The 17130-nt window shown below is 68.3% G+C and carries 14 protein-coding genes; 6 read left to right on the top strand and 8 right to left on the bottom strand.

Annotated features, from left to right (window positions below; all coding sequences use genetic code 11):
* The 3 genes from FHR20_RS11075 to FHR20_RS11065 are packed head-to-tail and all read right to left on the bottom strand — an operon-like array spanning window position 1 to window position 3274.
* Window positions 1–1272, bottom strand: coding sequence for a mechanosensitive ion channel family protein (locus FHR20_RS11075; protein ID WP_167299706.1), 1272 nt, complete (start codon window positions 1270–1272; stop codon window positions 1–3).
* Window positions 1269–2453, bottom strand: a complete 1185-nt coding sequence (gene metC, locus FHR20_RS11070) for a cystathionine beta-lyase (protein WP_167299705.1) — start codon at window positions 2451–2453, stop codon at window positions 1269–1271. The genes FHR20_RS11075 and metC overlap by 4 nt, the downstream gene beginning before the upstream one ends.
* Complete coding sequence (locus FHR20_RS11065) at window positions 2450–3274, bottom strand: sulfurtransferase (protein WP_167299704.1); 825 nt, start codon at window positions 3272–3274, stop codon at window positions 2450–2452. Before FHR20_RS11065 ends, metC begins: the two co-directional genes overlap by 4 nt.
* A 53-nt stretch (window positions 3275–3327) precedes the next feature.
* Between FHR20_RS11065 and queF the strand changes: the two genes are divergently transcribed.
* The 3 genes from queF to FHR20_RS11050 all read left to right on the top strand — a co-directional run bounded on the left by queF (window position 3328) and on the right by FHR20_RS11050 (window position 7510).
* Window positions 3328–3774: a preQ(1) synthase gene (gene queF, locus FHR20_RS11060; protein WP_167300478.1), complete on the top strand. Its 447-nt coding sequence runs from the start codon at window positions 3328–3330 to the stop codon at window positions 3772–3774.
* A gap of 144 nt (window positions 3775–3918) precedes the next feature.
* Entirely contained in the window at window positions 3919–6180 is a 2262-nt protein-coding gene (locus FHR20_RS11055; RefSeq protein ID WP_167299703.1) for a glycosyltransferase family 4 protein, read from the top strand.
* A gap of 43 nt (window positions 6181–6223) precedes the next feature.
* A complete protein-coding gene (locus tag FHR20_RS11050) occupies window positions 6224–7510 on the top strand; it encodes a glycoside hydrolase family 130 protein (protein ID WP_167299702.1) in 1287 nt (428 codons plus the stop codon).
* 57 nt (window positions 7511–7567) lie between these two features.
* Here the strand turns inward: FHR20_RS11050 and FHR20_RS11045 are convergent, their stop codons facing one another.
* Complete coding sequence (locus tag FHR20_RS11045; RefSeq protein ID WP_243857287.1) at window positions 7568–9592, bottom strand: OPT family oligopeptide transporter; 2025 nt, start codon at window positions 9590–9592, stop codon at window positions 7568–7570.
* A 203-nt stretch (window positions 9593–9795) separates the two neighbouring features.
* On the opposite strand from FHR20_RS11045, the gene FHR20_RS11040 reads away from it, so the two are divergent.
* The 3 genes from FHR20_RS11040 to FHR20_RS11030 all read left to right on the top strand — a co-directional run bounded on the left by FHR20_RS11040 (window position 9796) and on the right by FHR20_RS11030 (window position 11754).
* Complete coding sequence (locus tag FHR20_RS11040) at window positions 9796–10119, top strand: ArsR/SmtB family transcription factor (protein WP_167299701.1); 324 nt, start codon at window positions 9796–9798, stop codon at window positions 10117–10119.
* Window positions 10116–10544: an SRPBCC family protein gene (locus FHR20_RS11035; RefSeq protein WP_167299700.1), complete on the top strand. Its 429-nt coding sequence runs from the start codon at window positions 10116–10118 to the stop codon at window positions 10542–10544. The genes FHR20_RS11040 and FHR20_RS11035 overlap by 4 nt, the downstream gene beginning before the upstream one ends.
* A 154-nt stretch (window positions 10545–10698) precedes the next feature.
* Window positions 10699–11754: an AI-2E family transporter gene (locus FHR20_RS11030; protein WP_167299699.1), complete on the top strand. Its 1056-nt coding sequence runs from the start codon at window positions 10699–10701 to the stop codon at window positions 11752–11754.
* A 39-nt stretch (window positions 11755–11793) separates the two neighbouring features.
* On the opposite strand, the gene FHR20_RS11025 is transcribed toward FHR20_RS11030, so the two are convergent.
* The 4 genes from FHR20_RS11025 to hflK all read right to left on the bottom strand — a co-directional run bounded on the left by FHR20_RS11025 (window position 11794) and on the right by hflK (window position 17081).
* Complete coding sequence (locus FHR20_RS11025; protein ID WP_167299698.1) at window positions 11794–13461, bottom strand: helicase HerA-like domain-containing protein; 1668 nt, start codon at window positions 13459–13461, stop codon at window positions 11794–11796.
* Between the two features lie 71 nt (window positions 13462–13532).
* A complete protein-coding gene (locus tag FHR20_RS11020; RefSeq protein WP_167299697.1) occupies window positions 13533–15029 on the bottom strand; it encodes a Do family serine endopeptidase in 1497 nt (498 codons plus the stop codon).
* A gap of 94 nt (window positions 15030–15123) precedes the next feature.
* Complete coding sequence (gene hflC / locus FHR20_RS11015; RefSeq protein ID WP_167299696.1) at window positions 15124–15975, bottom strand: protease modulator HflC; 852 nt, start codon at window positions 15973–15975, stop codon at window positions 15124–15126.
* Entirely contained in the window at window positions 15972–17081 is a 1110-nt protein-coding gene (gene hflK, locus FHR20_RS11010; protein WP_243857286.1) for a protease modulator HflK, read from the bottom strand. The genes hflC and hflK overlap by 4 nt, the downstream gene beginning before the upstream one ends.
* Between the last annotated feature and the right edge of the window lie 49 nt (window positions 17082–17130).

Raw genomic sequence — 17130 nt, 5'->3', positions numbered from 1 at the left:
CTAGTCTCGCTTCGTCCCGTCGCCGAGAAGCCGCACCTCGCGCTGCGGCAGGGCGAGGGCGATGCCATGTTCCTTGAACATCACCCAGAGCCGGTTGAGCACGTCGCTCTTCACATTGCCGACGCCGCTCTCGGGGTCGCTTATCCAGGTGAGGATCTCGTGCTCCACGCCGCTTTCGCCGAACGCCGCGAGGCGCACATTGGTGGGCGGATCGTCGAGCGCGCGCGGGCTCTCCTTCGCGGCGCGCAGCATCAGCGCCTGGGCGAGCTTGAGGTCGCAGTCATAGGCGACGGTCACCGGGATGCGGACGCGGACGTTGCGATCGGTGTACGACCAGTTCTCCACTTCCTGCGTCATCAATATCTCGTTCGGGATCAGATGCTCCTTGCCGTCGCGGGTGACGACGCTGACCGCGCGTACGCCGATCTTGTTCACCCAGCCGAAGCTGTCGCCCACCACGATCACGTCGCCCGGCTTGATCGAGCGATCCATCAGCAGGATGATCCCGGCGATCAGGTTGCCGATCGTCTTCTGCAGGCCGAAGCCGATGGCGAGCCCGAACGCGCCCGAGAAGACGGTGAAGGCAGTCAGGTCGATTTCGAGCAAGTCGATGCCGACGAAGAAGGCGACGATCACCGCGGCGATCGCGGCCAGCTTCTGGAAGAGCAGCTTCTGGGTGGGATCGAAGCCGCGCGCGCCGCCGATCCACCGCGTCAGCATCCGGTTGAACAGGCGCACGCCCGCGAAGAGCAGCAGCACGGTGACGGCGATGCTGAGCAGCGAGAGCAAGGTGAGCCGCCGCTGGCCGATCTGCACGCCGACCCGGTCGAGCGTGTCCTGCGTCGCCGCGAACCCGCCGATCGCGTGGCTCAATATGGTGGCGAAGGCGATGGCGGCCACGCTCCAGGCGATCCAGCGCGGCAGGTTGAGGCCCCGCAGCACCGCGACGGTGAACATGGCGGCGGCGGCCCCGGTGGCGAAGCCCAGCCCCAGCGCGGCGAGCGGGTGCCAGGGCCAGGCGGAGAGGATGACGCCGAGCAGCAGCGTGGCCACGCCGTGACGGATCACGTCGCAGATGCGCCCGCTGAACAGCGGGCCGTGATCGGCGTCGCGCGACCAATATTCGGCGATGCGTCCGCCGATCCTGCGGCCGGCGAACCAGCCCAGCGCCAGGGCGACGATGGCGAGCGCGGCGGCGATGCCCGCTTCGGACAGTTCGGGCGGCGAAGGGAGGTCGTGTCCCGCCAGCCAGTCGCCGAACCGCTGCATCATCCGCGCATCCCGGCGAAGCGCGCGAGCCCTTGCGCGAGATCGGCGATCAGGTCGTCCGGATCCTCGAGCCCGATCTGGAGGCGGACGACCGGTCCCTCGGCCTTCCACTCGGTCGCGGTGCGGAAGCGCTGGGGGTCGACCGGCAGGGCCAGGCTCTCATAGCCGCCCCAGCTATAGCCGATGCCGAAATGCTCGAGGCCGTCGATCAGCGCGGCGCGCGCCTTCTCGCCGCCGCCGGCGAGGACAAAGGAGAACAGGCCCGAGGCGCCCTTGAAGTCGCGCTGGAAGAGCGCGTGCCCCGGGCAATCGGGCAGCGCCGGGTGGAGCACGCGCGCCACTTCGGGGCGAGTCTTCAGCCATTCGGCGATCCGCAGCGCCGCGCGGCCATGCTGTTCCAGCCGGATCGCCATGGTGCGCAAGCCGCGCGCGCCCAGCCAGGCGTCGTCGGGGCTGGCCGTCTGGCCGAGCTGATAGCTGGCGTCGCGCAGCGCCGCATATCTGCCCTGGGCCGCGGTGACCGAGCCCAGCATCACGTCGGAATGGCCGACGACATATTTGGTCGCGGCGAGGATCGTATAGTCGATCCCGCGCGCGATCGCGGGGAAGAGCAGGGGAGTCGCCCAGGTATTGTCGAGCACCGTCGCGATGCCGCGGTCCCTGGCCGCCGCGACGATCGCCGGCACGTCCTGCACCTCGAAGGTCAGGCTGCCGGGGCTCTCCAGGAGGATCACCCTCGTATTCGCGCGGCACAGCGCCGCGATGCCTTCGCCGATCAGCGGATCATAATAGCTGGTCTCGACTCCCATCCGCCGCAGCAGGCCGTTGGCGAAGTTGCGCGTCGGGTCGTAGCTGCTGTCGGGAAGCAGCAGATGGTCGCCGGGGGAGAGCAGGGCAAGCAGGGTCGAGGCGATGGCGGCGACGCCGGATGGGTAGAGCAAAGTCGCCTCGGCGCCCGGCTCGAGCTCGGTCAGCGCATCGGCGAGCGACCATTGCGTCGGCGTGCCGCGCCGGCCGTAGAACAGGCGATGATGGGTATCGCTGGCGCCGCTGGCGCGCAGATGCGCCACATCGTCATAGAGGATCGTCGAGGCGCGCCACACCGGCGGGTTGACGATGCCCTGGGTCCATTCCTTGCGCCGACCGGCGGCGACGACCTTGGTCTTGTCCTGCTTCTCGCTCATGCCGGTCCCAATGCCTTGGCGGTCTCGGGCCGGCTACCCCATTCCGTCCAGCTGCCGTCGTACAGCGCGGCCTCGTTGTCGAGCAGGTGCGCGCCGAACGCCAGGATCGCGGCGGTGATGCCCGAGCCGCAGGTGGTGACCAGCGGGCGGGCGAGGTCGATGCCGTGCTCCTCGAACACCGCGCGGATATGATTGGGGGCCTTCCAGGTGCCGTCGGGGTTGAAGAATTTCGGATAGGGGACGTTGCGCGATCCCGGGATATGGCCCGCGGCGACTTCGGTGCGCGGATCAGCTTCCGCGCCGGTGAAGCGCGCGGCCGAGCGGGCATCGGCGATCTGCCCGGTCTCGGCCTTCATCTGCTCGAGCGTGCGCATCTGGGCCCGAGGCGGCCGGGGCTGGAAATTGCCGGGCTCGGCCCGATGCGGGCCGCTCGCCACGGCACGGCCTTCCGCCTTCCACTTGGCCATGCCGCCGTCGAGCAGCGCCACGTCGACGCCGGCGAGCCGCAGCACCCACCAGGCACGGCACGAAGTATGGTGCGGGCCATTGTCGTAGAGGATGATCGGCGTTTCGGTGTCCGCTCCCAGTGCGCGCAGCCGCTCGGCGATCCTGGCGACGGTCGGCACGGTCGAGGGGAGCGGGCTGGTCTCGTCCACCAGCGTGTCGAGATCGAGGAAGCGCGCGCCGGCAATATGCTCGGCCTCGAACTCGGCGCGGGGATCGCGCGGCGGCGATCCGGGGATCGTCGAGCTATAGGTTGCATCGAGCACCAGCACGCCATCGGTGCCGGCCAGCCATTCGGTCGTAACGAGCCCGTCCATGGAAAGCGTCCTAGAAGGATGCAAAGCGCTCCGCAAACGCCTACATGGCCGGGATGGACGCCAAGCATCTCGGAAAAACCTCGATCCTTCCCGCCACGCCGGAGGAGGCCGAACTCGACTATGTGCCCAATCCGCGCAAGGGCACGCGCTATCTCATCCGCTTCGCGGCGCCCGAGTTCACTTCGCTCTGCCCGATCACCGGCCAGCCGGATTTCGCGCATCTGGTGCTCGACTATGTGCCGGGCGACATGATCGTCGAATCCAAGTCGCTCAAGCTGTTCCTCGGATCCTTCCGCAACCATGGCGCCTTTCACGAGGATTGCACCGTCGGCATCGGCCAGCGGCTGTTCGACGAGATGCAGCCGGAATGGCTCAGGATCGGCGGCTATTGGTACCCGCGCGGCGGCATACCGATCGACGTCTTCTGGCAGTCGGGTGCGCCGCCGGAGGGTGTCTGGATACCGGATCAGGGGGTTTCCGGCTATCGCGGCCGCGGCTGAACGCCAGATTTACAAGGCGACCGGACGGTCGTAGCATGCTGCGTTGCAGCAAGATGAAACCTTATTGAAAACAGTTGGTTTGGAAGGGCGAGCGTGGGGCTTACGCGCAATTGAGTTTGCGATAGCGAAGGGAAAGATCGGCGCATGAAAGCCCCGAATATCCAGCACCTCGCACTGATCGGTAACTTCCTGCCGCGCAAATGCGGGCTCGCCACCTACACGACCGACACCCATGCCGCGCTCAAGCAGCGTTTCCCGGACCTTAAGGTCGACGTCTATGCGATGGACGATCATCCGGGGCGGTATGACTATCCCGATGCGGTGACTGCCGCGATCCCCGAGCAGGACCGCGTCGCCTATCTCGGTGCCGCCCGGGCGATCGAGGCTTCGGGCGCGCAGGCGCTGTGGGTCCAGCATGAATATGGCATCTATGGCGGTCCCGCCGGCGACTATCTGATCGCGCTGCTCGACCGGCTGTCGATCCCGGTGATCGCGACGCTGCACACGGTGCTGGAGAATCCCGATCCCGATCAGCGGCGCGTGATGGAGGCGCTGCTGCGCCGCGCCGCGCGCGTGATCGTGATGGCGGACAAGGGCCGCGACATCCTCAAGCGCGTGCACGGCGCCGACGACAGGAAGATCGCGACGATTCCGCATGGCGTGCCCGATCGCCCCTTCGCCGATCCGCGGGACTTCAAGCCGCGCTTCGGCTGGCAGGGGCGCGAAGTGATCCTCACCTTCGGCCTGCTGGCGCCGAGCAAGGGCATCGAGGCGATGATCGAGGCGATGCCGGCGATCGCCGCGGCACGGCCCGACGCGCTCTATGTGATCCTGGGCGCGACGCATCCGAACCTCGTCGTGCGCGAGGGCGAAGCCTATCGCGACCGGCTGAAGGCGCAGGCCGCCGATCTCGGCGTGGCCGGGCACGTCGCCTTTGTCGACGGGTTCGTCGAGCAGGGCGCGCTGCTCGACTATCTCCAGGCGGCGGAGGTCTATGCGACGCCCTATCCCAATCCCGCGCAGATCACGTCGGGCACGCTTTCCTATGCGGTGGCGGTGGGCAAGCCGGTGGTCTCGACCCCCTATATCCACGCGGCCGAGATACTGGCGGACGGTCACGGCGTGCTGGTGCCCTTCCAGGACAGTGCCGCCCTTGCCCGCGAGATCGTCCGCCTGCTCGCCGACGAACCGGCGCGGATGGCGCTGGCCGCGCGCGCCTATGCCCGTGGTCGCACCATGTTGTGGCCGCGCCTCGCCGAAGCCGCGATGGATGCCCTGGCAGCCATCGTCGCCGCCCGGCCGCGCCGCTTCGCCCGGCCGGCCAAGGCGCTGGTGCCGCTCGAGCCCGACCTCGCCGCGGTCGAGCGGATGAGCGACGCGACCGGCATGTTGCAGCACTCGATCTATTCGGTGCCCGATCGCCGCCATGGCTATTGCATCGACGACAATGCCCGAGCGCTCATCCTGATGAGCAGGGTGGAGGCGATGGACGAGGGCCTGCGCGACAAATGGACCAGCGTCTATGCCGCGTTCGTTCAATATGCCTGGAATCCGGACCTGCGCCGCTTCCGCAACTTCATGAATTTCGACCGGACCTGGTGCGAGGATGCCGGCTCCGAGGATTCGAACGGCCGCGCGCTGTGGGCGCTGGGCGTTACGGCGCGCGACGCCCGGGCGCAGAAGCATCGCGACTGGGCCTCGGCCCTGTTCGACGCCACCGCTCCGATCGCGCTCGAGCTAGGCAGCCCGCGGGCGCGCGCCTTCGCGATGCTGGGGGGCGCCGCGATGCTCGGCGCGCATCCCGGCCATGCGCTCGGCCGCGAGATCCTCACCCGGTTCGGCGAAGAGCTGATCGCGCTGCTCGACCGCAATCGCCGCCCCGAATGGCAATGGTTCGAGATTGTGCTCGCCTATGACAATGCCCGCCTGCCCGAAGCGCTGCTGCGCGCCGGCACGGCGCTGGGCCGGCGCGACTTCACCGGCGTCGGGCTCGAGACGCTCGAATGGATCGTCGGCCGGCAGACCTCGCCCGAGGGCCGCTTCCGCGCCGTCGGCACGGAGAGCTTCGGGCGCGCCTATGCCGCGCCGCTCCAGTTCGACCAGCAGCCGCTCGAGGCGCAGGCGACGGTGGAGGCCTGCGTCGCCGCCCATGAGGCGACGGGCGACAAGCGCTGGGTGGAGGAGGCGATGCGTGCCTATCGCTGGTACCTTGGCGCGAACGACCTCGAGCTGCCGCTCGCCAGCGCCCAGGACGGGGGATGTTTCGACGGATTGATGCCGCATGGGCTCAACCGCAACCAGGGCGCCGAGTCCATTTTGGCGCTCCAGCTCGCCAATTGCGCGATTTCGGCTCTTTCAAAGGCAACCGGAAACGTGGCAACACCGGTGCGAGCCGCCGTCGCCTAGCGTCAGCCTGGGCATCGGTGCGGGGACAATGGCTGGGAGCCGAATGCTCGAACTTTTCAATCATGCGCTGCGCCTGCGTGCGGATCCTTCGCGCGTCGTGGTGCGGCCCTTCCACATTGCCTGGGCGTCGAACGGATCGGCGCCGAGCCGCACCGAACGGCTGGTGAGCGAAGTGCTGGCGATGTCGCCCGGCGAGGCGCGCAGCCAGCTGGAGATCGTGCTCAAGGATTTCGAGGCGCGCCACTGGCAGACGCGCCGCGTGTTCATGACGCGCTATGACGAGATCGAGGCGATGCTCGGCCTCGACGGCAGCCAGATCGGTGACGAGAAGCGCCAGCTGATCGGCGCCTATTTCTGCCACGAATACAGCTATGCCGCCGCTGCGCTGATGAACCCCAGCGCCGTGCCGCATTACGATCAGACCGGCATGCCGCCGGGATCGCTGCGCATCCTGATGAGCCTGCGCGCCGTGGGCGAGGGGCACATCTCCTCGGTTGCCTTTCGCGAAGGCATCATCACCGATCGGAACGACCTGACACTCGCGCCGGAACCGCCCTTCGCCACTGCCGCCGATGCCCGCGAGGAGGACGAGGAGCATATCCCCGAAGGGCCGGTGACGGTCTATCGCCACCGCGATTCGACGCTTTCGGGCACGGTGATCTTCCCGATCACCAAGGCCCAGTCCAACGGCCTCGAAGACCTGCGCATCACCCATTTCCGCCATGAGGACGGGCAGGAGGAATGGATCGGCACCTACACCGCCTATAACGGGTCGGTGATCCAGTCCGAGCTGCTGCGGACGCGCGACTGGCGCAGCTTCGACCTGGTGCCGATGTCGGGCAGCGCGAGCCGCAACAAGGGCATGGCGCTGTTCCCGCGCACGGTGAACGGCCGCTACATGATGCTGGGCCGGCAGGACGGCGAGAACATCTTCCTCCACGCCTCGGACGACATCACCAACTGGGACGGCGGCGAGCTGCTGATCAAGCCGAAATTCCCCTGGGAGCTCGTCCAGATGGGCAATTGCGGCCCGCCGATCGAGCTCGACCAGGGCTGGCTGATCCTCACCCACGGCGTCGGTGCGATGCGCAAATATTCGATCGGCGCGGCTTTGCTCGACAAGCACGATCCGTCCAGGGTCCTCGCCCGCTCGAGCGAGCCGCTGCTCGCCGCGGCGGACCAGGACCGCGAAGGATATGTGCCCAATGTCGTCTATACCTGCGGCGCCATCAGGCATGGTGACAAGCTGTTCATCCCCTATGGCGTGGCCGACAGCTCGGTCGCCTTCGCCTTCGTGCCGATCCGCTCGATCCTTGATCAGATGAAGTGAACGGCCTCGATCAGATGAAGTGAACGGCGGCGGGGCGATCCCCGCCGCCTTCCCCCATCACCGATAGTTCGCCTCGTCCTTTGCCGGGCTTTCCGGGCCGGCGCCGGCGGGCGTGCCGCGCACCAGCTTGCGCGTCATCGCATAGGCGATGGCGATCAGCCCGAAGAACAGCAAGGGCGCGATCCACATCGCCACGCTCTCGAAGCTTTCCCCCATCACCGCCAGCGGCGCATCGTTGGGCGGGATCGGCGCGTTGCGGTTCGCCCAGGCGAGAATGCCGGCGAATGCGACGCCGAACAGGCTCTCGCCCACGATCAGGCCGGTGGCGGCAAGCACGCCCATCCGCTCGGCGAACTCGGGATTGGCCTGGCGCTTGGCCCAGCGATCGTAGAAATGCCCGATCACTGCGCCGACCGGGATCAGCAAGGTGAGGCCCATCGGCAGATAGATGCCCATGCCGACGGCCAGCGGCGGCAGGCGCATCCTGCCGGCCCTGCCCAGCACTTCGTCGACGATGATCACGCCGACGCCGATCAGCGCGCCCAGCCCGATCAGGTTCCAGTCGATATCGCCGCCCAGCACGCCCTTGGCGATCGAGGAGATCAGCGCGGCCTGGGGCGCCGAAAGCGCATTGGGCCCGGCGCCGGGCATGCCGACAAAGCCGAGCGTGTTCTTGAGCAGGTCGAGGACCAGCGGGATCGCCAGGCTGCCGAACACCACGCCCAGGATCAGCGCGAGCTGCTGCTTCCACGGCGTCGCGCCGACGAGCTGGCCGGTCTTGAGGTCCTGGAGATTGTCGTTCGAGATGGTCGCGATCGAGAAGATGATCGCGGTGGTGAACAGCGCATAGGCGATCAGCGCGTTGGTGCGCGCCGGATCGGCCTCGTGCCCGAAGACCGCGACCAGCAGCAGCGAGGCGCCGAGCACCGCGAGGATGCCGACGCCGGAGACCGGCGAGTTCGACGCGCCGATCAGCCCGGCCATATAGCCGCAGATCGCCGCGATCAGCACGCCGACGACCAGCACATAGGCGAGCGAACCGCCGATCACTGCGAACGGATGGTCATGGACCGGGCCGCCGGCCGAGAAGGTCCAGAGCAGCCAGGCGATGGGAAGGAGCGTCGCGAGCGTGATCAGCGCCACCACGCCGATCGGCATGTCGCGCTCGGTGATGTCGAGCACCTGGCCGCCCTGGCGCGCGCGCGAGGCGGCGAGGGCGGAGCGCAGGCCCGCCACGATCGGCCCGATGATCTTGAGCAGCGACCAGATCGCCGCGACGCCGATCGTGCCCGCGCCGATGAAGCGGACCTGGCCGCGGAACGTGGAACTCACCAGCGCGTCGACCGCGCCCAGATCGCCGCCATGGGCGAACCAGGGCACCAGCACCGTCCAGGAGATCAGCATGCCGAAGAACATCGCCGCGCCGACCGAGATGCCGACGAGATGGCCGACGCCGATCAGCAGCATCGACCAGCTGGTCGACCAGCCGGTGGCGGTGCCGCCCACCGCGAAATTCTTGCCCGCCTCCTCGGCCACCAGCTTCATCTTGGCGAGCAGCGCGAACAGCCCGGAGAAGATCGTGCCGGCGATCAGCGTGCGCAGGCCCGCGGCGTTCTCCCGGTCGCCGGCGCCCGAGGCCGAGCCGACCTTGAGCACTTCGGCGGCCGCGACGCCCTCGGGATAGGGCAGGTCGGTGCCCGTCACGAGCGCGCGGCGCAGCGGCACCGAGAACATCACGCCGAGCACGCCGCCGGTGATGCACACCGCCACCGTGGTCCAATAGGGGAAGCCCGACCACCAGCCGACCATGATCAGGCCGGGCAACACGAACACGATGGCCGCAAGGGTGCCCGCGGCGGACGCGATCGTCTGGACGATGTTGTTCTCGAGGATCGTGCCGCTCTTGAACGCCTTCAATATGGCCATCGAGACGACCGCGGCGGGGATCGACGTGGCGAAGGTGAGGCCGACCTTGAGGCCGGCATAGACGTTGGCGGCGGTGAACAGGATGGTGATCAGCGCGCCGAGGACGATGCCGCGCAGCGTGAGCTCGGCCATCGGGCGAGGCGATTGGGTGGCCATCGGGTCAGATCTCCGCGCGGGAAGTCGCAAAGGTCGCGACATCATCGCACGCGGGGGTCTTTCCCCGCGGCAAGGCGCACGGGGCGGCCGGATTGGTAAGGAATGCGTTGGTCATCGGCGGAGCGTGGCATCTGCGCGCCCGGTAGGACAGCGTTTTTTACGCGGAGGTTGATTGTTATAACCAGGGGGTTATGAATTAACGCATGGAGCCGAGTGCCTTCGATACGCTGTTCCGCGCATTGGGCGATCCCACGCGCCGCGCGCTGTTCGAGCGGCTCGCGCGGTCCGAGCTGACCGTGCGTGCATTGACCGACGGGGCGGGGATCTCGCAGCCGGCGGTCTCCAAGCATCTCGCGATACTGAAGGGCGCGGGGCTGGTGCTCGACCGGCCGCAGGGCCGCGAGACGCATTACCGGGCCGATCCCAAGGGGCTGGCGCCGCTGCTCGACTGGATGCGGCTGCACGAAACGCTATGGGCCGGCAGCTTCGACCGGCTCGACGATCTGCTGAAGAGGATGGACCAATGACCGAGGCGCGCACGCTGGTGATGGAGCGCGAATTTCCCCATCCGCCCGAGCGGCTGTGGCGCGCGCTCACGCAGCCGCACCTGATCGCGGAATGGCTGCTGCCCAATGATTTCGCGCTGGAGGACGGCCATCGCTTCACGCTGCAAAGCCCGGGCGCGCCGGGCTGGAGCGGGCGGATCGACTGTGCGGTGCGCGAGATCGAGCCGGGGCGGCGGCTCAGCTATAGCTGGGATACCGGCGGCGAGGGGGAAGCGATGCCGCGCTTCGAATCGGTAGTGACGCTGACGATCGAGCCGGTGGCGGGCGGCACGCGGCTGCGCATGGAGCAGACCGGTTTCGCCAATGCCGCCAATTATGGTGGCGCGCGCTATGGCTGGGGCATGTTCCTCGATCGGCTGGAAGGGGTGGCCGCGGGGCTGGCGTGAGGTCTCCCGATATCCGTCATCCCCGCGCAGGCGGGGATCCGGAGTCACGAAAGGCGCCGTTCCGCACCCCTGGGTCCCCGCCTGCACGGGGATGACGAGAACGGGACCAGAGAGGGGGAGTTGAGGTGCGCCCGCGTCCTGCTACGCTCCCCCCATGAACGCCAGAACCGAAACCGCCCAGCGTGCGGCCCGCCTCGCGCTCGTCGGCGCGCTGCTCCTCATCGGCCTCTGGATCGCGCACGGCTTCGTGCCGGCCCTGCTCTGGGCGGTGGTGCTCACCATCGCGGTCGATCCGCTGCATCTGAAGCTGCGCGTCTGGATGAAGGGTACCCACCGCATCGTCATCCCGCTCATCATCACTGCGCTGGCGGCCCTGGTGGTGCTGGTGCCGCTCGCCTTCGGCATCGCCCAGGCGCTGCGCGAGGCGCACGACATTTCGAGCTGGATCGCCCAGGCCCAGGCGCAGGGTGTGCCGGTGCCCGACTGGGTGGCGCGCCTGCCGATCGGCGGCGAAGCGGTGCGCGACTGGTGGCAGACGCATCTCGCCCGGCCCGAGGATGCCACGCAGCAGCTCCGCGCGATCCGCGGCGGGGAGTGGCTGATCCATTCGCGCATGATCGGCGCCAATGTCGCCCATCGCGCGGTGGTGTTCGGGTTCACGCTGTTGACCCTGTTCTTCGTGCTGCGCGACCGCGATGCGCTGCTGGCCCAGGGCCGGCGCGCGGTGCTCAGGTTCTTCGGCCCCACCGGCGAGCGCGTGGGAGCGCAGGCGATCCGCTCGGTGCGCGGCACGATCGACGGGTTGGTGCTGGTGGGGCTAGGCGTGGGCGCGCTGATGGCGATCGTCTATCTGGTCGCCGGGGTGCCGCACCCGCTGCTGCTCGGCGGCGCCACGGCGATCGCCGCGATGATTCCGTTCGGCGCGCCGGCGATGTTCGCCGTCGCGGCGTTGCTCCTGCTGCTCCAGGGCTCGGTGGGCGGCGCGATCGCCGTGGTGGCGATCGGCACCGCGATCATCTTCGTCGCCGATCATTTCATCCGCCCGGCGATGATCGGCGGCGCGACCCAGCTGCCCTTCCTCTGGGTGCTGATCGGCATATTGGGCGGCGTCGAGACGCTCGGCCTGTTCGGTCTGTTCATCGGCCCCGCCGTGATGGCGGTGCTGGTGATGCTGTGGCGGGAGTTTCTGGCCAATGGGGCGGGGGAGTGACCTTCAGGCCCCGCTCCCGGAAGGAGAGGGGCTCCGTTCTCACCGCCCCTTGAACAGCCCGCCGAGCACGCCGCGCACCAGGCCGCCGACGATCCCGCCGCCCGTGCCGCGCGAGCCGCCGAAGATCGCCTTGGAGACTTCGTTCGCCACTGCCCGGCCCGCCGCCGAGGACGCGGAGCGCGTGGCCGAGTTGATCGCGCGGTTCCAGGGGTTGTTCGCCGCCTCGCGCTCGGCCTGGCGCTGGGCCTGGGCGTCGAGCCGGGCCTGGCGATCGGCGTCGCGCTGATCGGCGAGGCGCTGGCGCTCGGTTTCCTTGGCGACCCGCGCATCTTCCTTGGCCTGGGCGGCGGCGGCCTTCTCCGCCGCGTCCTTGGCCTGGGCCTCGGCGGCGGCCGCCGCGGCCTCGGCCGATTTGGCGGCGAGCAGTTCCTCGGCGGATTCGCGGTTGACCACGGTGTCGTACCGGGTGCCGATCGCGTCGGTCTGGATCAGTACCTTGCGTTCCTCCGGCGTGACCGGGCCGACGCGCGAGGCCGGCGGGCGGATCAGCGTGCGCTCGACCGGGCTCGGCGCGCCGTCCTCCTGCAGCAGCGAGACCAGCGCCTCCCCCACCTTGAGCTCGGTGATCGCGGTGGTGACGTCGATACCGGGATTGGCGCGGAAGGTGGTGGCCGCCGCCTTCACTGCCTGCTGGTCGCGCGGGGTGAAGGCGCGCAGCGCGTGCTGGACGCGGTTGCCCAGCTGGCCGGCGATCGTATCGGGCACGTCGATCGGGTTCTGGGTGATGAAATAGACGCCGACGCCCTTGGAACGGATCAGGCGGACGACCTGCTCGATCTTGTCGAGCAGTGCCTTGGGCGCATCGTCGAACAGCAGATGCGCCTCGTCGAAGAAGAAGGCGAGCTTGGGCTTGTCGGGATCGCCGACTTCGGGAAGCGATTCGAACAGCGCGGAGAGCAGCCAGAGCAGGAAGGTTGCATAGAGCTTGGGGCTGGACATCAGCTTGTCGGCGGCGAGGACGTTGACCAGTCCGCGGCCCTTGTCGTCGGTGCCCAGGAAATCCTGGATCGCGAGCGCCGGCTCGCCGAAGAAATTGGCGCCGCCCTGGCTGCGCAGCTGGAGCAGCGAGCGCTGGATCGCGCCGACCGATTGCTTCGAGACATTGCCATAGGTGGCGGTGAGCTCGTCCGCCCGCTCGGCGCAGTGGGCGAGCATGGCCTGCAGGTCGTCCAGGTCGAGCAGCAGCAGCCCGTCCTTGTCGGCAACGGTGAAGGCGATGGTGAGCACGCCTTCCTGCACTTCGTTGAGGTCCATCAGCCGGGCGAGCAGCAGCGGGCCCATCTCGGAAATGGTGGTGCGGATCGGATGGCCCTGCTCGCCGTACAGGTCCCAGAACTGCACCGGCGTATCGGCATAGGCCCAGTCGGTCAGGCCGATCTCGGCGGCGCGCGCCTTGAAGATCTCGTGCGTCTTGGCGGTGGGCGAGCCGGCCATGGCGAGGCCGGACAGATCGCCCTTCACGTCCGCCACGAAACAGGGGACGCCGGCGTTCGAGAGGCCCTCGATGATGCCCTGGATCGTCACCGTCTTGCCGGTGCCGGTCGCGCCCGCGATCAGCCCGTGCCGGTTGGCGCGCCTGAGGACCAGGAACTGCGGCTTCGCGCCGCCGGCGCCCGCGCCAATGAAGATGCCCGTCTCTCCCGCCATCCGTCGACTCCTAACCTGGGAGTCCGGGATAGAGGAGAAACGGGCATTCGTCAGCCCGATCGGGCAGGGTTTTAGTTGATGCCGACCGAGACGAAGCGGCCAAGGGCGCGGCGCTGGACCCAGAGCAGGACATTGCCCTTGCCCGCGCTCTTCGCCGCCTGGACCTGCTTGGCGACATCGGCCGCGCTGGCCACCGGCTGGCGGTTGACCGTGGTGATCACGTCGCCGCGCTGCAGGCCCTTGCCCGCCGCGTCGCTCGCCTGGCTCACCTGGAGCACGACCACGCCGGTGGTGCTCGGGTTGACGCCCACGCTCTGGGCGATCTGCGGGGTGAGCGGTGCCACCTGCACGCCGAGCGAAGCCGCGGCCATCGTCTCCGTGTCGCCGCCGCCCGGGCCCGAATTCTCGTCGTTCGGATCGAACTGGGCGAGCTGTTCCTCGGGGGGGCGCGTGCCGACCACGATGTTCAGCGTCTGGCGCTTGCCGTCGCGGTAAAGCTCGAGCGGCACGCGGGTGCCCGGCTTCACATTCGCGACGAGATAGGACAGCGTCTGATCGGGCGTGACGGCCTTGCCGTCGACCTTGACGATCACGTCGCCCTGCTTGAGCCCGGCCTTCTCCGCCGGCTGGCCCGGCTCGACGCGGGCGACGACGGTGCCCTGGCCCTTGGGCACGCCAAGGCCGTCGGCGATGTCGTCGGTCAGGTCCTGCATGCCGATGCCGAGATAGCCGCGGGCGATCTTGCCGCCCTTCATCAGCGTGTCGATCACCGGCTTGGCTTCTTCCGCCGGGATCGCGAAGCCGATGCCGACATTGCCGCCGGTGGGCGACAGGATCTGCGAGTTGATGCCGATCACATTGCCGTTCAGGTCGAACATCGGGCCGCCCGAATTGCCGCGATTGATCGAGGCGTCGGTCTGGATGAAGCGGTCATAGGCGCCGCCCTGGCCGGTGACGCGGTGCAGGGCCGAGACGATGCCGGCGGTGACCGAGCCGCCCAGCCCGAACGGATTGCCGATCGCGACGACCCAGTCGCCCACCCGGGCGCTCGTCGAATCGCCGAACTTCACGAAGGGCAGGTTGGTGCCTTCGATCTTGAGCACGGCGAGGTCCGACTGCGCGTCGTTGCCGATCAGCTTGGCCTTGAACTCGCGCTTGTCGGGCAGGGTGACCGTGATCGATTCGACGGTGGCGCCGCGCGCGCCCGCCGAGATGACGTGATTGTTGGTCACGACATAGCCGTCGGCCGAGATCAGGAAGCCCGAGCCGAGCGATTCGGCCTGGCGCGTGACCGGCTGGTTGCCGCCGCCGAACGCCTCGAACGGCGTGCCGGCGAACGGATTGGCGTTCATCGTCACGCGCTGCGTGGTCGAGATGTTGACGACCGCCGGCTGCAGCTTGGCGACCATGTCGGCGAAGCTCATCGGCGCGCCGGCCTTGGGCGCGGCGGCCTGGATCGCGCCGGGCTCGTTCTGCGCGGTCTGCGCACCGGCCGGCTGGTTGAGCGTCATCGTCGCGGCGGCGCCGCTCAGCAGGATGGCGGTAGTGAGAGCGTAAGCGTAACGCACGTGAGTCGGTCCTCTCAGACGAAGGAAAAGCGTTCGAACGGAATATTTGCGCCGAAATGCTGAACGGCGATTGAATATGAACGGATCGAAAGGCTCATCGTTGCCCCATGAATTCCTTCAGATAGGAATTGTTCGGCGACAGGATGATCGACGTATCGCCCTTGGCCGGATCGGTATTCAGGAACGTCGTCCGATACGAGCGCATCGCGCGCCAGAAATCATAGAATTCCGGATCCTTGTTGAAGGCCTGGGCATAGATCTGCGCGGCCTGGGCATCGGCGTTGGCGCGGATGATCTGCGCGTCCTTCATGCCCTGGGCCTCGATCGTCTTGGCTTCCTGGTAGCGCGCCGTCTTCATCCGCTCGAACGCGCTGTCGAGCGGCGAGCCCGAGGGAAGCTCGGTCTGCTTGATCCGCACGTCGACGATGGAGACGCCATATTGCGCGGCGAGCTGCTGGAGCGCGCCCTGGATATTGTCCATCACCTGGCCGCGCTCCGGGCTGAGCAGCACCGCCGAGGGACGCTTGCCGAGCTCGTTGCGCAGCGCCGAGCGGAACAGCGGCTGGAGCTGGTCGCGCGCACGCTCCTCGGTGCCGATGGAGACGACCATCTTGAGCGGATCGGTGACGCGGAAGCGGGCATAGGCATCGATCTGGAGCCGCAGCTGGTCGGTGGAGAGCACCGGCTCGTTGGGCAGGTCGACCGAGAGCACGCGCTTGTCGACCCAGACGATCCGGTCGATGAACGGAATGCGGAAGATCGGCCCGGCATTGGTGCGGCCGAACGTCTCGCCCGAGCGCCAGGCATTGACCACGCGCTTGGGCTGTTCGAGCCGCAGGATCACCGCCTGCTTGGTCTCGGGCACGATCGCGACGGTGCTCATCACCACGATCACCGCGACGATGAGCGCGACGGCGATGCCGATGGGGCTGCGCAGCCAGGTCATTTCTGGTCTCCCTGCTGGGCCTTGCCGGCATCGGGGCGGATCCCCGGCAGCGGCAGATAGGGGGTGACGCCGGGCGCCTCGACGATCGTCTTGTTGGTACGCGCGAGCACTTGCTCCATCGTCTCGTAATAGAGGCGGCGGCGCGTGACCTGGGGAGCGGTCTTGTACTGCTCGTAGATCTTGTCGAACTCGGCGGCCTCGCCCTGCGCGACGGCGATCACCTGCTGGGCGTAGCCATTGGCATTGTTGCGTGCGCCCTGGGCGCCCTGCTGCGCGGCCTGGACCGCCTTGAAGGCGTCGTCCACCTGCTCGGGCGCCGCGGCCTTGGTGAGCGCGACGCTCTGGACGCGGATGCCGGCATGATATTCGTCGAGGATCTTCTGCATCGCCGCCTGCACGTCGGACGAGATCCTGCCCTGGCCCTCGCCGATCGCCTCGGTGAGGGTGGTGGTGGCGATCACCGCGCGCATCGCGCTCTCGGCGGTATCCTTCACCGTTTCCTTCGGATCCTTGATCTGGAAGGAATAGTCGGCTGCGTCGGTGATATACCAGTTCACCGAATAGGCGAGATCGACGATGTTCTGATCGCCGGTGAGCATCAGGTTGGCGCCGCTCTCGGGGAATTTCTCGGTGCGCACGCTGCCGACATCGACGACGTCGACCATCTGGATCGGTGCCGGCAACGTGAACTTCACGCCCGAATCGAGCGTGCCGGTATAGCGGCCGAGCGTGGTGACCACGCCGCGCTCGCGCGGGCCGATCGTGTGGAAGCTGGTGAAGATCACCCAGATCAGCAACAGGCCGACGATCACCAGGGCCCAGAGCCGGGCGCCGCCCGGCGCTCCGGGAAAGCCGCCGCCGCGCGCGCGGCGGAACAGCTCTTCGAACAGGCCGCCACCGCCGCCGCCGCCATCGCCGCCGCCGGAGCGGGGGCGCCGCCCCTCGGGCGGGAAGGACCAGGGGTTGCGCGGCCCGCCGCCGGAGCCGCCCTTGCCGTCGCCCGAGCCACCGCCATTTCCACTGCCGCCGCCGGAGCCCCAGGGGCTCTTGGGGGCTTCGTTCTGCAGAATACCGGCCTTGCCCAGCCAGCTCATCAGGTTTGCCATTGCGCCTTTATAGGGGCGTGCGCGCGGATTTACAGTGGCGCGCGGCGAT

Source organism: Sphingomonas leidyi (assembly GCF_011761945.1).
GTDB lineage: Bacteria > Pseudomonadota > Alphaproteobacteria > Sphingomonadales > Sphingomonadaceae > Sphingomonas > Sphingomonas leidyi.
This window is presented reverse-complemented; position numbering and strand designations above follow the sequence as displayed.

What these genes read in the sequence shown, in the direction of transcription:
- hflK (WP_243857286.1), bottom strand. Translation starts at nt 17,081, where the DNA reads ATGGCAAACCTGATGAGCTGGCTGGGCAAGGCCGGTATTCTGCAGAAC.
- FHR20_RS11055 (WP_167299703.1), top strand. Translation starts at nt 3,919, where the DNA reads ATGAAAGCCCCGAATATCCAGCACCTCGCACTGATCGGTAACTTCCTG.
- FHR20_RS11035 (WP_167299700.1), top strand. Translation starts at nt 10,116, where the DNA reads ATGACCGAGGCGCGCACGCTGGTGATGGAGCGCGAATTTCCCCATCCG.
- FHR20_RS11045 (WP_243857287.1), bottom strand. Translation starts at nt 9,592, where the DNA reads ATGGCCACCCAATCGCCTCGCCCGATGGCCGAGCTCACGCTGCGCGGC.
- FHR20_RS11065 (WP_167299704.1), bottom strand. Translation starts at nt 3,274, where the DNA reads ATGGACGGGCTCGTTACGACCGAATGGCTGGCCGGCACCGATGGCGTG.
- FHR20_RS11040 (WP_167299701.1), top strand. Translation starts at nt 9,796, where the DNA reads ATGGAGCCGAGTGCCTTCGATACGCTGTTCCGCGCATTGGGCGATCCC.
- FHR20_RS11025 (WP_167299698.1), bottom strand. Translation starts at nt 13,461, where the DNA reads ATGGCGGGAGAGACGGGCATCTTCATTGGCGCGGGCGCCGGCGGCGCG.
- FHR20_RS11050 (WP_167299702.1), top strand. Translation starts at nt 6,224, where the DNA reads ATGCTCGAACTTTTCAATCATGCGCTGCGCCTGCGTGCGGATCCTTCG.
- FHR20_RS11075 (WP_167299706.1), bottom strand. Translation starts at nt 1,272, where the DNA reads ATGATGCAGCGGTTCGGCGACTGGCTGGCGGGACACGACCTCCCTTCG.
- metC (WP_167299705.1), bottom strand. Translation starts at nt 2,453, where the DNA reads ATGAGCGAGAAGCAGGACAAGACCAAGGTCGTCGCCGCCGGTCGGCGC.
- hflC (WP_167299696.1), bottom strand. Translation starts at nt 15,975, where the DNA reads ATGACCTGGCTGCGCAGCCCCATCGGCATCGCCGTCGCGCTCATCGTC.
- queF (WP_167300478.1), top strand. Translation starts at nt 3,328, where the DNA reads ATGGACGCCAAGCATCTCGGAAAAACCTCGATCCTTCCCGCCACGCCG.
- FHR20_RS11030 (WP_167299699.1), top strand. Translation starts at nt 10,699, where the DNA reads ATGAACGCCAGAACCGAAACCGCCCAGCGTGCGGCCCGCCTCGCGCTC.